The sequence below is a fragment of the Neotamlana sargassicola genome (assembly GCF_020523965.1).
In the GTDB taxonomy this organism is placed as follows: Bacteria; Bacteroidota; Bacteroidia; order Flavobacteriales; family Flavobacteriaceae; genus Neotamlana; species Neotamlana sargassicola.
In genome coordinates this window covers 230,526-248,245 of sequence record NZ_JAJAPX010000005.1, presented here as the reverse complement: position 1 = coordinate 248,245, position 17,720 = coordinate 230,526, and the positions used below count along the sequence as shown (strand labels likewise).

Below are 17,720 nucleotides of genomic sequence, written 5' to 3'. Positions count from 1 at the left end.
TAGCAATTGCTATTTAAAAGATGAAAAAATTATACCTAGTCTTTATTCTATTTACTGTTTTTTATGTGCATTCTCAAAACCAAGCCGCCAATTGGTATTTTGGAGAAAATGCTGGAATAAATTTTAATACTCTAACCGGTGAAGTTACTTCATTAACCGATGGTAATTTAAATACTCGTGAAGGCTGTACCTCAATATCAGATGAAAACGGTGATTTGTTATTTTACACCGATGGCTCAACCGTATTTAACAGAAACCACGATATTATGCTCAATGGAACAGGTTTAATAGGTGATTTTTCTAGTACTCAATCGGCCATTATTGTACCAAAACCTCAAAATCCAACTGTTTATTACATTTTTACTGTAGATGAACAAATTACTCAAAATAACCCGGTAAATCGTGGTTTAAACTACTCTGAGGTAGATATGAGTTTAGATGGTGGCTTGGGAGGTATTACTTTAAAAAACATTAACCTTGTTGATGAATGCTCAGAAAAAGTAACCGCGGTTTTAAAAGATTGTGTCACAGAAACATTCTGGGTAGTTACATTTGCCAACCAAAACGGTATGGGCTTTCCGTTTAACACATTTTTTGCTTTCGAGGTAGATGCCAATGGTATTAACACCACGCCCGTAAAATCAACATTTATTACCTTGAATACAAGTGATGGCCGTGGTTATTTAAAGCTATCTCCCGATGGCACTAAAATGGCATGTGCCAATGCCTCCGAAAACTTACATTTATTTGATTTTGATACGGCCACCGGTAAATTTACCAACGATATATTATTAAAAACGGCCTCTGGAAATTACAATCCTTATGGTATAGAGTTTTCGCCTAATAGTGAGATGCTTTACATAACCTATTCTAACGACTTTTTTGGTGGCGGCAGCGAAAACCCTGCAAACCATACATCTATTCTGGCTCAATATTATTTAAAAGCACCAATTATTCGTGATTCTGAAGTCATTTTAGACAACCGACAACTATATCGTGGGGGTTTACAACTTGGTCCTAACGGAAAAATTTACAGGGCATTAAGTGCTACCTACGACCAAGGTTTACCTTATTTAGGAGTCATAGAAAACCCTAATGTACAAGGCTTGTTGTGTAACTATGTTCATAACGCAATTGACTTATCTCCTGCTAATTCATCTCAAGGATTACCACCATTTGTTTCATCTTTTTTTAACAAACAAATAGATATTATAAAAAATGGCGATTCATCGAGTAGTTTAACGCTTTGTGATGGCGAAAATTACAAACTGGAATCCTTAGATATACCGGGAGCAACCTACCAGTGGTATCGAGATGAAACCCTAATACCTGAAACCGATTTCGATTTAGATATTACGCAACCGGGAAAATACCAGGTTTATATCGAACCCAACAATGGTGAATGCGCTATAGAAGGTCATGCTTTTGTTACATTTTCACCAAACCCAACTGCAGTAAATACAACATTACTACAATGCGATGAAGATGGCTCCCCAGATGGTTTAACAACTTTTAATTTAAACGAAGCTTTTAATAACATAGTAGATAATGAACCGGACCGAAGTGTAATATATTACACTGATGCGGCAAGAAGTATGGAAATCACACCCGAATCTTTTAATAACTCTTCTAACCCCCAAACCATTTATGTTACAGTATTAAATGATATTACTGGCTGTTCAAGTTTTTCTGAATTAACTCTTAGCGTAAGCGTCACCAAAGTTAACGATGTTAATATCCCCGCCGCTTGCGACGACGATGGTTCGGAAGATGGCTTTCACCGTTTTAATTTAAATGAAGCAGACAGTCTTATTCTCGCCGGTCATCAACCAGATCTCGAGCTTAGTTATTACGAAACCTACGATGATGCACTTTTAGAGGTAAACACCTTAAGCTCAAATTACACTAATAGCATACCTTACACTCAAACAATATACGCTCGTGTAGAAAACGATAATAATTGCTATGGTATAAGCGAAGTACAACTTACTGTGCATAAACTTCCTGAAATAAATACTGAAGAAATCACAAACTATTGCTTAAATTTTCATCCGGACACAATACCAATAAACGCTGGTATTTTAGAAGGTACGCCAAATGAATACACCTATATTTGGTCCACCGGAGAAAACACTTTTGAAATCAATATCAATCAAGCCCAAGATTATATTGTAACTGTAACTAATGCAAATGGCTGTTCGAAATCAAGAACGGTAACTGTAACACCTTCAAACGTCGCCCAATTTGAAAAAATAGAGGTTCAGGATGTTTCAAAAAACAACATAATAACTGTTTTTGTCACCGGCGATGGCGAGTACGAGTATCAATTAATCGATAGTGAAAACAACCTTATTAAACCTTATCAAGAAAACAATGTTTTCGAGAATATTTCTCCTGGAATTTATAATGTTTATGTTCGAGATACTAAAAACGACTGCGGTGAAGTTAGCGATTTGGTTTCGGTTATTGGGTTTCCTAAATACTTCACCCCAAATAACGACGGTATTAACGATACATGGCAGATTGCCGGAATAAATAACATGTTTCAACCTAATAGCAAAATTTTAATTTTTGATAGGTATGGTAAACTTTTAAAAGAGTTAAACCCAACAGGTGAAGGTTGGAATGGAAAATACAAAGGAAAACTATTACCCGCGGACGATTATTGGTTTGCGGTTACCCTGCAAGATGGTAGAGTTTTTAAAAACCACTTTTCTTTAAAAAAGTAATTATTTTAACAAGATAATTTACAGTTCTACTATTTTATTTCGGGCTTTAGTTTAAATAATTTATTTTTAGTAAAATATATTTTATAATTTGCAGTAATAAAATTAAATCCCTAAAAATCTTGTAATACCCCTACAATAGCCATGCGATATTTCTACTATATCCTATTAATTACGTTATGCTTTAGTAAATTTAGCTTTTCCCAAAAAATTACCATTGATAGTTCTGTAGGGTTAGAACCTTTAATACAAAACAATTTAGTAGACGGTTGTGTAGACATTTCAAATATAAATTCGGCAGTTAACGGCGCTTCCACGGGGTTTCCTAGTTATGGATATTTTGAAAGAGGAAATTCTAATTTCCCTTTTTCTCACGGTATTGTTTTAGCCACTGGTGGGGCGGAATCTGGAGGTAACGCCGAACGCACTCCAACATTAAGTGAAGGCTCTACAACTTGGGGAACCGATCCAGATATTGAAACCGCCTTAGGTATAACAAATACCGTTAATGCAACTTCTATAGAATTCGATTTTATTTCAATATCTAATCAATTTAGTTTTAATTATTTATTCGCATCAGAAGAGTATTTTGAATACAATCCTTGTCGCTTATCAGAAGGCTTTGTGTTCTTAATTAAAGAAGCTGGAACTACAGACCCTTACCAAAATATTGCATTGGTACCATCTACAACAACACCGGTTAGTACCAACTCTATTCATCCAGAAATTTTTGGTGTTTGTCCTGCACAAAACGACCAATATTTTGATGGTTACAATGTAGGAGATACTAATTATAACGGACGCACGACTATTTTAAATGCCTCGGGAAATATATTGCCAAACGTCACCTATCATATTAAATTAATTATTGCCGACATTACCGATGGCACTTTCGATTCGGCGGTATTTATTGAAGGCGATAGTTTTAAAATATTAGACTTAGGTGAAGATATTGAAACCTGCGCAGCCTCAACTTTATTAAACGCTAACATAAACAACCCACTAGCATCGTATACTTGGTATTTAGATGGAAATTTAATTTCCGGTGCCATATCCCCAACCTATAACGCTACAGAAAGTGGCACTTATAATGTTGAAGTAACAGTTCCCGTAAATGGCTCCGATTGCATGGAAGAAGATGAAATTATAATTACGTTAAACTCCGAAGAACCCATAGATCCTATTTCCAATTACGAATTATGTGATGACCCAAGTGAAGACGGTATTGAAGTATTTGACTTATCAACTAAAAATGACGAACTCATTGCAAACATTCCGTTTACGAATTACGATTTTTCATATCACTATTCTGATTTAAATGCTAGGAACAATATTAATCCTATTTTAACACCAATTTCTAATGCATCAAACCCACAATTAATTTATGTACGAATTGATGATTTAGACAGCGATTGTTTTGCCTACACCACGTTTAACCTAGTAGTTAACAGTTTACCAGACATAACAACACCTACAGATTTAAATATTTGTGATGCCGATGATAATCCAGATGGTTTTACAATAATAGACCTTTCTGAAAAAAATGACGAAATTACTGGTGGCGAATCAACCTACAATGTTACGTATCATTATAATTCTCTAGATGCTACAACAGGCGACAATCCTATTTCCATACCGTATATAAACAGCTCTACGCCTAACGAAACGGTGTATGTTCGTGTTGTTGATGCATCAACCGGATGTGTTAATACAACAACACTAAGTGTAAACATTACAGTAAGTCCTATTGTAAATAGAGATACACAATATCTTGACGCTTGTGATTCGGATTTAGACGGATCTGCATCTTTCGACTTAACCGAAGTTATAGATGATATTTTAAACGGTTTAACCGGTGTTTCTACTACCTTTCACACATATCGAGACGACGCCGAAACAGGCGATAATCCTATTGCAGACGAAACAAATTATCAATTTACTAATGCCATTTCAGAACCTGGTTCGGCAACAATTTATTTAAGAATCGTAGACGATGCCTCTGGTTGCCATAGTATTGTGCCCTTCGAAATTCACACCAACTTACTTTTAACAGGAACAAACACAGGCGATTATGCCCTTTGCGACGATAACGACGATGAAAACGACACACTAAATTTTAATTTACTTACTGTAGAAGCCTACATTTCTAACGATTTACCCCTACCTGTTACGGTAACTTTTTTTGAAACCGAAGAAGACAGAGACAATAACGTTAATGCACTCGATAAATCGCAATTATATGAAGCCACGAGTCCAGATGTTTTATACATTCGTTTAGATAATGGAGAATGTAGCGAAAACTCTCAAATTACATTACTTGTTAACCCTATTTTACTTTTTGAAAATGTAGTTCTTCCATATTGTGACGACGATGACGATGGTATCGCAAGTATAGATTTACATTCGTTAGATGGTATAATTACAAACGATAATTCCAATTTTGTTGTTACCTATTTCGAAACCGATAGCGACGCACAAATTAACATTAATCAGTTACCGCCTTTTTATAATAACACAAACCCTGTAGAAACGCTTTATGCCAGGATTGAAGCAATAAATTCTGGATGCTTTACGGTTAATCCTTTTAGAATTGAGGTGTATACTGCTCCAACAACAAATCAGCCAGATGATATTATAATTTGTGACAACGACCAAGATGGAGAAACAGTTGTAAATTTAAATGATAAAATTCCAGAAATTATAAGCGATACTAGTGGTTTAGAAATAGATTTTTTTATCAGTTTCGAGGATGCCGATTTAGACCAAAACCCAATTCCTGAAAATCAACGCAATTCTTATACCACAAGTACACAAACGATATACGTTAGGGTTGAAGATATTATTAGCGAGACGAACTGTTATTCAATTGTTCCTTTTGAAATTATAGTGAATACCCTACCAAACTTCCCAACAATAAGCAACTACCAAATATGTGAAGATGATGGTGATGCGTTTGCCGATTTTTTACTATCGGAAAAAGATGAGGAAATTTTAAACGGACAAACAGGAAAAGAAGTTTTGTATTTTGAAGACGCCGCACTAACAACTCAAATAGATAAAAATACAGTATATCGTAATCAAACAAGTCCGCAGACCATTTACGTAAAAGTTGAGAACATTACAGATCCCGATTGTTATGGTACAAGCTCGTTTCTTCTACAAGTTTCCCCAGATCCTGTTTATAATCCAGTTATTGATTACCTAATTTGTGATGACGACAGTAACGATGGTATTCACAACTTCGATTTAAGTGCAAAGGCTACTGAAATATCTCAAGGCTCTCCCGATGCCTTAAATATTTCGTTTCATTCCAATCGTGTAGATGCTCAAAATAACCAAGCTCCCTTACCACTCAATTTTACAAATACTTCAAATCCGCAAAGTTTATACGTTAGAATAGAAAGTGAAGATTCGCTATGCTTTGTAGTAGAAGAATTAGGCATAAATATTATTTCAACACCAGATATCACGCCTGTTACAGCGCCACTAGTGGCATGTGATACCGATTACGACGGAGAAACCATTTTTGATTTAACAACCGCAGATTACGAAATTTTAGACCGCCTACAAGACAATCTAATAATAAATTACTTCGAAAATTTTGAAGACATTAATCCGGATGACGGATTAGATAACTCACAAGAAATTACAGATCCAACTGCGTTTAGCTCCGTTGCTAAAACAGTTTATATAAAAGTAGCCAACGAGGTTACGGGCTGTTATAGTATTAATACAGTAGAATTGTTGGTAAATTTACCTCCCGCCACAAACAACATTACAACGGTTGAAATTTGCGATAACGAAACAAATACTTACGACTTATCCTTAGTAAACAATATGCTTGTTAACGATACTACCGCCGTAACAATAAGTTACCATGATACTTTTGATGATGCCGAAAACAACCAAAACCCAATTAATAACACCTATAATTATACTGCTAATAGTCACGACATATTTTATAGAATAACCAATCCAGAAACAGGATGCCATATATCAATACCAATTACATTACAAATTAATGAAAACCCAATTCCAAATGCACCAAATGATTTAATAGCCTGCGACGACGATTTTGATGGCTTGTTTGTCTTCGATTTAACTAGCCAAAACGCAAGTATTTTAAATGGCTTGAACGCTTCAGAATATACCATTTCATATTACAATAATTTAGACGATGCCAACAATGCCACGAACGCTCTATCTAATAATTATGAAGCTTTTAACAACGAAATTATTTATGCTCGTTTAGAAAACAATCAAACTAATTGTTTCGGCACAACCCAATTTAGTACTTATATTGATCCCTTACCTCAAGTAGCAATTGAAGATATAGAACCGTTATGCGTTAACGACTTACCTTTAATTTTAGATGCTTCAACCGGTAACCCTAACGATACCTTTTTGTGGTCTACGGGAGAAACCACACCACAAATAGAACTGTCTGATGCTAGTCAAGTTGGAGATTATTGGGTAACTGCAACCACAACTCACGCAAATTCTAACAGCTGTACGTTCACTAAATCATTTACAGTAGTTGAATCGCAATCGGCAAATATAGAATTTACAACAAAAGTAGATTTTGAAGATCCTAACAGCATTACCGTAAATGTAAATGGTATTGGAAATTACGTTTTTATTTTAGACGATGGAGAACCCCAAACTTCCAACATTTTTCCGAATGTAACTTATGGCCTTCATACAATTACAATTAGAGATATTTTTGGTTGCGATGATGTAACTACCGAAGTTATGATTGTAGATATTCCAAAATATTTCACCCCAAACAACGATAGCTATAATGATACTTGGCATATTGTTGGCATTGAAGAAATACCAGGAACTATTGTTTATGTTTACAGCCGTTATGGTAAATTATTAAAAACACTTATGGACACATCGCTTGGTTGGGATGGAACATTTAATGGTTATAATATGCCTGCCGACGATTATTGGTATGTGGCAGATATAATTCAAAATGGCGAAACCTTTAAATTAAAAGGTCATTTTAGCTTAAAGCGTTAACCTATATTTTGCGTGTTTTTGACCGAATTACACTTCAATAAAAAACGTTACAACTAATAGTTAAACCTTTTAAGGTTAAAGAAGTCTAAAGTAAATTAAAAAACATATTTTAATGCATAATTTGTTTCTATAAAGGTTTTAATAAATTCCATTAATGCAGCTTAACCATCGTTTATTGTTTCTAGTACTTTTAGTTGTATTTTCCATTAAAGGTTATGCACAATTAAGCACTACACACTATATTCCTCCACTAACAAGTTCTGCACTTGGAAATGCCAATCCAGAAAATCAATATCTTTATATATCTACGCCGTCCAATACACCGGTACCGTATACCATTATACCAGTTGGACAACCAGCCACTAATTACGTTACAGGTTTTGTAGATAACGCTACACCGCTTATTCAATATTTAGGCACAGGTAATGGCCAGTTATTTGTTAACTCCAATACGACCTCAACAATAATGGGAGACAAAGGTTACATTATAGAAGCGGATGCTCCCGTTTATGTATCTATAAGAATGGAAGCTGGCAGTAGCGCCCAAGCTGGTGCCCTAGTTAGCAAAGGTTTATCTGCTTTAGATACTACTTTTAGAATAGGTATGTTTACAAGTGAAAATCCGCAGGATAATTACTTAAGTTTTGCTTCTGCCATGGCAACCGAAGATAATACTGTGGTAACTTTTAGCGATATACCTAATAATCTTATTTTAAAAAATTATACAGGTGGTTTTCCTTTTTCTGTTACTTTAAATAAAGGAGAAAGCTACACTATTGCAGCGAACCTAGAAGAAAACATATCTAATAATTTAACCGATGGCCTAATAGGTTGTTTGGTTTCATCAACGAAGCCGATTGTTGTAAACTGTGGTTCTGCAAACGGAAGTTTTGGTGATGGCACTGGTAGAGATTATGGGTTAGATCAAATCGCTGGATTATCAAAAATTGGCAATGAATATATATTTGTTAAAGGCGATGGCAATAACGACTGGGAAAATGTGTTAATTGTTGCTCATACTAATAATACATCCATTAGCATTAATGGAAATGCACCAATAGCGACAATAAATGCCGGAGAATATTATGTTATAGAAGGTGATAATTATAATACATTTGGCAACATGTATGTAGAAACATCTGAAAATGTTTTTGCGTATCAAGGTATAGGTTCGAGTAGTGAAGCCAATCAAGGTTTATTTTTTGTTCCTCCGCTAAGTTGTGAAACTAAAGGAAATATTGATAATATAGCCGATATCGATAATATTGGAAACACCACTTACGATGGAGGCGTTTCAATTGTAACAAAAGCAGGCGCAAACATTACCATAAATAATTTAGCACTTTCAAATTATAATGTTATTGGCCCAAGTACCGTTTCTGGGAATAACGATTACGTTACCTACAAAATTACAGGCTTAACAAATAATGTTTCTGTACAAGGCGATGATGAGTTATACGTGGCTTATTTTAACGTTAATGGTTCGGCAACTTCTGGCGGTTATTATTCAGGATTTCCAACAGCCCCAGAAATTAGTTTCGACACTCAATTTTCTGCTTTAGGCAACTGCATACCTAACATTACTTTAGAAGCTGCTAATGCTAATAGTTTCGACACCTACGAATGGTATTTCGATGATGGTTCCGGTTACCAATTAATAAGCACAAATGTGCCCTCAATAACACCAACAATTCCAGGTAAATATAAATTAATTGGTACAATTACATGTACCGGAGCAACTTTAGAATCGACCGAAGTACCCGTAAGTATATGTCCAGATGATATCGATAACGATGGTATTATCGACAATTTAGATATTGATAATGATAACGACGGTATTTTAAACTGCACCGAATCTAGAGGCGATGTTACTATAAATTTAAGCGATATCACCAATCCTGAATTGGTTTATCAAGACAACTCAACAAATGCATCAATTACAAGCGCTTCTTACACCGAAACCAGTAGTTCGGGTAGTTTAAACACCTTATTTGGTGATAGTTCAGGGGATTTTATTAGTGTTTTAGGAAATGACACCTCAGCGCAAAGCGAATACACTTTAAATTTTACCGAAGCGGTTAATATTAAGTTTACCGAAGCGACTATTAGCTCTGCAGTAAATAACAATGAATACTTTGTAGTGAAAATAACCCCTTCAAACAAAAACATTACACTTGTAGATCCTGATGATAAACTTTTAGTTGATTCAAATTTTGACGGTGTTTTTGAAACTGGTATTACTCAAATATCGGGTTCTGAAATTCATTTTAAAATAAATACAGCTTCAAACGGAAGCACACCTTATCAGTTTTTAGCTAATTCCATAGATAGCTTTTCGTTTTTTCATTATCTGTCAGATCAAGTAACGCCATCAACCTTTTCTGGAAATATTTCATTAACCTGTTTTAAAAAAGATTCAGATAACGATGGTTTAAAAGATGAACTAGACCTTGATAGCGACAACGATGGCATACCAGATACCATTGAAGGCTCTGGACAAATAATTGAACTTACGGGAATTGATAATGATTTTAATGGTTTAGATGATGTTTATGATGGCTATACAATACCAATTGATACTGACAACGATGGCGTTTACGATTTTTATGATTTAGATAGCGATAACGACGGTATTTACGATTTAATTGAAACCGGCCAATTAGGAATATTATCCGATACCAATTTAGATGGCATTGAAGACGGTCCAAATTACGGAACAAACGGTTGGACAGACGCTGCCGAAACTTCGTCAGACAGCAACACCCTAGGCTATGTTTTAAACGATTTAGATAACGATCTTGTATTCTCTTACATAGATTACGATAGCGATGGTGATGGCTGTAGCGATGTTATTGAAGCCAGTTTTACCGACGAAAATTTAGATACTTATGTAGGAAACAATACGGTTACCGTTGATGCTAACGGACTTGTTACAAATGCGGTTGATGGTTATACCCTACCAGACAGCAATTATTTAAACTATGCGCCTATAAGTATAACAACCCAACCTGAAGATTTAACAGTATGTGAGCTAAGTTCTGGAATGTTTAGTGTTAGCTCGCCAGATGCAGAAAACTATCAATGGGAATTGAGTACCGATGGCTCTACTTGGCAAACCCTAACAGACAATATTAATTTTTCTGGATCAACAACCCAAAATTTAACCGTAAATAACGTACCTAATAGTTTCAACAATTATAAGTTTAGAGTTTTGTTAAATAGGTCGGGTAACACTTGTGGTTTATATTCAAACGAAGCTACTTTATTTATTAATGCTTTACCAACCACGAATACTCCAAGTACATATACGCAATGCGATGATGCATCAAACGACGGTCAAGCCTTTTTTAACTTAACCTTAAATAGTATAAAAGAAGACATTAATCCTAATTATATTTCCGAGGGCTTATCATTTTCATATTTTGAAACCGAAACCGATGCTCAAGACAATACAAATGCTATTTCTACACCAGAAAACTATCAAGATTCATTAGGTTTTACTCCTGAAACTATTTGGATACGCGTTGAAAATGCAAACGGCTGTTATCGTGCCGTAGCGTTATCAATCGTTGTTAGTCCATCGAGCGCCGCTTTAAGCGCATATAATCCAGACTCCATTTACCAATGCGATGATGGCACAGATAACTACGATGGTATTGCAACTTTTAATTTTTCTTCAGTAAAAGATGATATTGAGAATGCTATTTTCTCCAATTTAAACGTAACAACTCACTTTTACGAATCGGAAGAAGATGCAACTTTAGAAACCAATGAAATTATTGATATTTCAAACCACACCAACAGTAATTCGCCTAACACCCAAAGTATTTGGGTACGTGTTAAAAGTGATTTAGGTAATAATTGCTTGGGGCTAAAAGAACTAAATAACCTTTTAATAGTTGAAGCTTTACCAGATTTTAGTATTGTAGAAAACCAAATTGTTTGCAGTTCTAATCCGGATTTTACAGTTGTTTTAGATCCTGATGAAGCTAATACTAACAATACCTACAACTATGAATGGCATTTTACTAGTTTAGATGGCAGTATTTCATATCAACTTTTAAGCGAAACCACTTCAACATTAACCGTATCAGAACCCGGAACATATTTTGTTACGCTTACAACTACTAATGGAACCAATTGCTCTGAAACTAAAGAAGTTTTTGTAAATGCTTCAGAACTCGCCACACTTTCAGATAGCGATATTACTATTGTAGATTTTACCAAAAACAATAATAGCGTATCCGTAAATACTTCAAATTTAGGTTTAGGAGATTACGAATTCGCTTTGGCAGAAACAGGAAGCTTAAATGTTGTATACCAAGATAGTCCTGAATTCTACAATGTTACTCCCGGGCTTTATACCCTTTATGTTAATGACAAAAAAGGGTGCGGACAAACAAGTTTAGAACTTTCCGTTATGGGAATTATGAAATTTTTCACCCCAAATAATGATGGTTATAACGATACATGGCAAATTATAGGTTTAAATAACTCTACAGATATTAAAACCATTTTTATTTTCGACAGATATGGTAAATTACTAAAACAAGCCTCTTCTTTAAACGAAGGGTGGGATGGCACATCTAGAGGAATACTCATGCCTACGGGAGACTATTGGTATAAAATAAGTTTAAACGATGGTAGAACGTTCAATGGCCACTTCACCTTAAAACGCTAAACATAATATCTAAGTGCTTATATTTACCCAAGCGTTTTAAATTAACATGAAACATCTTTTATTTAGCATCCTTTTTACAAGCGCTTTTTCTTTTGCGCAAAATGTTCAAGTAGACAGTGCTACTTACACCGCACAACAACTTATTGAAGATATTTTAATAGACAGCAATTGTATTACAGATGTTGTGGTAACTAATGTTGTAGGCGGAAATTTTGGTGGCACAGACCAAAGCTTTGGCTACTTCGATGCCAACAACTCCTCATTTCCTTTTGCAAATGGTATTGTTTTAAGCACTGGAAAATTAACAAATGTTCAAGGCCCTAATACTTCGCTAAGCGACGACGATGCTACAAATTGGACTGGAGACAGTGACTTAGAAACTATTTTAAACGAAACCAATACATTAAACGCTACTATTATTGAGTTCGAATTTAAATCTGTTGCCTCACAAATTAGTTTTAATTACGTTTTTGCTTCAGAAGAATACCAAGAAAATAATAGCAGTACTTGTCAATATTCCGATTTATTTGGGTTTCTAATAAAAGAAAAAAACGCTACCTATTTTACGAATATTGCTCTAGTACCAAACACACAAACTCCTGTAAAAGTAACTACCGTTCATCCAGAAATACCAAACTCTTGCAGTGCACAAAACGAGAGTTATTTTGGTAGCTGGAACGACGCCTCTGCCCCTATAAATTTTAATGGTCAAACTGCTGTACTTACAGCCATAGCGAATACTATTCCCAATGAAACTTACCATGTTAAACTTGTAATTGCCGATGAACAAAACTATAGGTACGATTCTGCTGTGTTTTTAGAAGCTGGTAGTTTTAAATTAAGTACAGACCTAGGAGAAGATAGATTAATAGACACCAACAACCCGCTTTGCGAAAACGAAACGTTAACACTAGATGCCTCCCAACTTGGTAATAACACTTACAAATGGTTTAAAGATGGCGCTGAAATTATTGGAGCTATCGATGAAACATTTACCGTTGAAGAAGCTGGCACTTATAATGTTGAAGTTGAATTACAAGGCCAATGTACTTCTTACGGCGAAATTACTATAGAATATTTTACCCCTTTTACCATAAACAATCTCAACTTATCGGTTTGTGACGATGATTCTGATGGCTATGCGATATTTAATTTAGATGATTTAAAAACAACTATTCTAACTAATTTCCAAGAACCGCCAAATATTAATTTTTATACAGATATCACAGAATCCGATGAAATCTCTGGAAATTATCAAAATACCCAAGCCAACTCACAAACTATTTACGTAAAAATTAAGAATGACATCGATTGTTATGAGCTTTCTCCAATAACGCTACAAGCTTTAGAAGTCCCCCAGTTTCTAAATACGGAAACGTATACCTATTGTGTAAATACTTATCCTGACACCATAACTATTGATTCTGGCATTATCAATGCAGATGATAATACGACAAGTTACCAATGGTTTTTAAATAACACCGAAATTTCGCAAAGCACCGCTTCCATTCAAATTAATGAAGCCGGAACTTATACAGTAATAGCTACTTTTTTAAATGGTTGTTCTGCCAGTAATAGTATTACTGTAAATACATCAAGCGCTGCCGTAATTGAAGATATTATTTTTACCGAAGGTTCTACAAACAATACCATTAGTGTTGTAGTATCTGGAGCTGGCAATTACGAATACGTTTTAAATAATGCTCCGCCACAGCAAAACAATACCTTTACAAATGTACAAGCGGGTTTACATACTATTTCTATTTACGACACCAATGGTTGTGAATCTATAGAAACAGAGGTTTCTGTATTTGGCTTCCCAAATTTTTTCACACCTAATAACGATGGTATTAACGATACTTGGAATGTTATTGGGCTATCAACCGAAATAAACGCTAATATTTATGTTCAAATATTTAATCGTTACGGCAAACTTCTAAAACAAATAAATCCCCTAATTGAAGGATGGGATGGTTTATATCAAGGCCAAATTTTACCAAACGACGATTATTGGTTTTATTTACAACTTCCCGATGGTAAAACCTATAAAGGACACTTTAGTTTAAAACATTAAACACTTATTTTACTTAATTTTGCAATATGCAATTTAAGATAGAATCAGAGTTTAGCCCAACAGGAGATCAGCCACAAGCCATAAAGCAATTAGTTAATGGCATAAATCAAGACGAAAAATTTCAAACACTTCTTGGTGTTACAGGTTCTGGTAAAACCTTTACCGTAGCTAACGTTATACAAGACGTACAACGTCCTACTCTAGTTTTAGCGCATAACAAAACCCTTGCTGCACAGTTATATTCTGAGTTTAAGCAGTTTTTTCCAAATAATGCAGTAGAGTATTTCGTATCGTACTACGATTATTATCAACCCGAAGCTTATATTCCTGTTTCTGGCGTTTATATAGAAAAAGATTTATCAATAAACGAAGAAATTGAAAAAATGCGACTTAGCACCACATCATCGTTACTTTCTGGAAGGCGAGATGTTTTGGTTGTAGCATCAGTATCCTGTTTATATGGTATTGGTAACCCTATTGAATTTCAAAAAAACGTTATTACCCTAAAGCGGGATCAAGAAATTTCAAGAACCGAATTACTTCATAAACTTGTACAAAGTTTATACTCGAGAACCGAAGCAGAGTTTAACCACGGAAACTTCAGAATAAAAGGTGACACTGTAGATATTTTCCCGAGTTATGCTGATGATGCTTTTCGTATTCATTTTTTTGGTGATGAAATTGAAGAGATTGAAGCCTTTAACATACAAACTAACGAGGTTATTGAAAAATACGATCGCTTAAATATATATCCTGCTAACATGTTTGTAACCTCTCCCGATGTGTTACAAAATGCCATTAAAGATATACAAGACGATTTAGTTAAGCAACACGATTATTTTAAAGAGATTGGTAAACACCTTGAAGCTAAGCGCCTAAAAGAACGCACCGAATTCGATTTAGAAATGATTCGAGAACTTGGGTATTGCTCTGGTATAGAAAATTATTCGCGCTACCTTGATGGCAGACAACCAGGAACACGCCCTTTCTGCTTACTAGATTATTTTCCAGATGATTATTTAATGGTTGTAGACGAAAGTCATGTTACTATTTCGCAAGTACATGCCATGTATGGCGGTGACCGAAGCAGAAAAGAAAACTTAGTAGAATATGGTTTTAGGTTACCTGCGGCCATGGATAACCGTCCATTAAAATTTGAAGAGTTTGAAGCTTTACAAAACCAAGTTATTTATGTAAGTGCTACCCCAGCAGATTATGAATTACAAAAAACCGATGGGGTTTACGTAGAACAAATTATTAGACCAACTGGTTTATTAGATCCCATTATTGAAGTGCGACCTAGTTTAAATCAAATAGACGATTTAATTGAAGAAATACAAGTCCGTGTAGAAAAAGACGAACGTACTTTAGTCACCACACTTACGAAACGTATGGCAGAAGAATTGACTAAGTATTTAGATAGAATTCAAATTCGTTGTCGCTATATTCATAGTGATGTAGACACCTTGGAGCGCGTAGAAATTATGCAAGATTTGCGTAAAGGTTTGTTTGATGTTTTAGTGGGTGTAAATCTACTTCGTGAAGGCTTAGATTTACCTGAAGTATCATTAGTTGCCATTTTAGATGCCGATAAAGAAGGTTTTTTACGTTCTACGCGATCGCTTACTCAAACAGTTGGTCGCGCCGCAAGAAACCTAAATGGTAAAGCCATAATGTATGCCGATAAAATTACTAAAAGCATGCAACAAACCATTGATGAAACCAATTACCGTCGTGAAAAGCAAATAAATTATAACACTAAGCATAACTTAAAACCCAAAGCTTTAAATAAAAGTTTAGATAATGCACTTACTAAAAATTCGGTTAGTACTTATCATTACGAATTAGAAGCAGCAAAAGCTGCCGAACCCGAAAGTGAATATTTAAGTAAACCACAGCTTGAAAAGAAAATTAAAGAAAAGCGCAAAGCTATGGAAGAAGCCGCAAAGGCACTAGATTTTATGGTAGCTGCCAAATTGCGCGACGAAATAAAAGCATACCAAGATAAACTAGAAAAGCTAAAGGTATAAACCCTTAGCTTTTCAATTTTAATTGTCGCTAAATTTAATTAACACTTAAATTTAACTTTTAATAAGATATAAGTGAGAGACAACGCACTTCTCTGGTTAGTTATATTGCGTTTTAAATATATCTATTAATACATCTGGTGGTACTATTTTATTTGGAAAACTATCCATTAAATACAAAACCTTAGTTATAGATTCATGGCTTAAGCCCATGCGTAACCCAAAGTTATAAAGCTTTGCTACACTTTTATTATTTTCAATATCGCTGTGCTCCTGCTCAATATTCATTAATAAAACTAATCTATGAAATTGCACAATGCGCTCGCTATGCGATTTTAAATGAGTATAATTAATAGGATATTCAATTAAATAATCAAAATCCTCTCTTGATATCCCTAATTGTTTTGCTACTCCAAGCAAAAAATTATATTCTATATTTTGTATGTCTTTATCGTGCTGAGCAAAAGCTATCATTTCTGATAAAAGACTTAATTTTTCTAATCTGTTAACCATAATTCAGGGGATTATTAATTATATCATAAATTTAAGTAGAAAGAATAAAAATTAATCCTTCATAACTGGTATCTTATCGAAAACCACATTGTAGTTAATCGTTATTATTATTAAGTTCATCACAATGCTTTAAACTAACATCCCAAAAAAGTGCTTTTCATCCTTTTCAGCACCTTTTTCAATACAGCAGAACAAAACCACAAACATCTGTTTACCAGATTATTAGAAACAAAATTAGCTTTTTATTTACGATTTTTATTATTGGTAATGGTTAATACAATTTAAAAAACGCTAATTTCGGTATTCCTTAATTACAAAATCGATGAAATACATAGGCTAAATCAGCGCAAAAAATTATGACAAACAACGATATATTAAAAAAGTTACGAGTTGCTTTAAAGCTAAGAGATGATGATATTGTTAAAATACTTGCTCTGGTAGATTTTAGAATTTCTAAAAGTGAATTAGGCGCCTTTTTTAGGCGTGAAGATCATCCTAAATACATGGAGTGTGGCGATCAAATATTACGAAATTTTTTAAACGGTTTGGTTATACATTTAAGAGGCCCAATGCCTAAAAAAGGTGATAAACCGAAACCACAATCTCAAAATAAACCACAAAAAAAGAGCAACAATTAAGTTGCTCTTTTATTTTATTATATAACTAAGAAGTAC

General features: G+C 34.5%; 7 protein-coding genes. 6 read left to right on the top strand and 1 reads right to left on the bottom strand.

The window, feature by feature from the left end:
* Positions 1–20 precede the first annotated feature (20 nt).
* The 5 genes from LG651_RS12995 to uvrB all read left to right on the top strand — a co-directional run bounded on the left by LG651_RS12995 (position 21) and on the right by uvrB (position 16,536).
* Entirely contained in the window at positions 21–2,729 is a 2,709-nt protein-coding gene (locus tag LG651_RS12995) for a T9SS type B sorting domain-containing protein (RefSeq protein ID WP_226696548.1), read from the top strand.
* Positions 2,730–2,870: 141 nt separating this feature from the next.
* Positions 2,871–7,751, top strand: a complete 4,881-nt coding sequence (locus tag LG651_RS12990) for a T9SS type B sorting domain-containing protein (RefSeq protein WP_226696547.1) — start codon at positions 2,871–2,873, stop codon at positions 7,749–7,751.
* 154 nt (positions 7,752–7,905) lie between these two features.
* Positions 7,906–12,432, top strand: a complete 4,527-nt coding sequence (locus tag LG651_RS12985; protein WP_226696546.1) for a T9SS type B sorting domain-containing protein — start codon at positions 7,906–7,908, stop codon at positions 12,430–12,432.
* 46 nt (positions 12,433–12,478) lie between these two features.
* Positions 12,479–14,506: a T9SS type B sorting domain-containing protein gene (locus tag LG651_RS12980; RefSeq protein WP_226696545.1), complete on the top strand. Its 2,028-nt coding sequence runs from the start codon at positions 12,479–12,481 to the stop codon at positions 14,504–14,506.
* A 26-nt stretch (positions 14,507–14,532) separates the two neighbouring features.
* Complete coding sequence (gene uvrB, locus LG651_RS12975; RefSeq protein ID WP_226696544.1) at positions 14,533–16,536, top strand: excinuclease ABC subunit UvrB; 2,004 nt, start codon at positions 14,533–14,535, stop codon at positions 16,534–16,536.
* A 96-nt stretch (positions 16,537–16,632) separates the two neighbouring features.
* Here the strand turns inward: uvrB and LG651_RS12970 are convergent, their stop codons facing one another.
* Positions 16,633–17,046, bottom strand: a complete 414-nt coding sequence (locus LG651_RS12970; protein ID WP_226696543.1) for a TerB family tellurite resistance protein — start codon at positions 17,044–17,046, stop codon at positions 16,633–16,635.
* A gap of 356 nt (positions 17,047–17,402) precedes the next feature.
* Between LG651_RS12970 and LG651_RS12965 the strand changes: the two genes are divergently transcribed.
* Positions 17,403–17,684 carry a DUF1456 family protein gene (locus tag LG651_RS12965; RefSeq protein ID WP_226696542.1) on the top strand — a complete coding sequence of 94 codons (282 nt, stop codon included), beginning with the start codon at positions 17,403–17,405 and terminating at the stop codon, positions 17,682–17,684.
* Positions 17,685–17,720: the final 36 nt, after the last annotated feature.

Excerpts from the sequence above, each read along its gene's own strand:
- LG651_RS12995 (WP_226696548.1), top strand. The coding sequence starts at position 21 with ATGAAAAAATTATACCTAGTCTTTATTCTATTTACTGTTTTTTATGTG.
- LG651_RS12990 (WP_226696547.1), top strand. The coding sequence starts at position 2,871 with ATGCGATATTTCTACTATATCCTATTAATTACGTTATGCTTTAGTAAA.
- LG651_RS12985 (WP_226696546.1), top strand. The coding sequence starts at position 7,906 with ATGCAGCTTAACCATCGTTTATTGTTTCTAGTACTTTTAGTTGTATTT.
- LG651_RS12980 (WP_226696545.1), top strand. The coding sequence starts at position 12,479 with ATGAAACATCTTTTATTTAGCATCCTTTTTACAAGCGCTTTTTCTTTT.
- uvrB (WP_226696544.1), top strand. The coding sequence starts at position 14,533 with ATGCAATTTAAGATAGAATCAGAGTTTAGCCCAACAGGAGATCAGCCA.
- LG651_RS12970 (WP_226696543.1), bottom strand. The coding sequence starts at position 17,046 with ATGGTTAACAGATTAGAAAAATTAAGTCTTTTATCAGAAATGATAGCT.
- LG651_RS12965 (WP_226696542.1), top strand. The coding sequence starts at position 17,403 with ATGACAAACAACGATATATTAAAAAAGTTACGAGTTGCTTTAAAGCTA.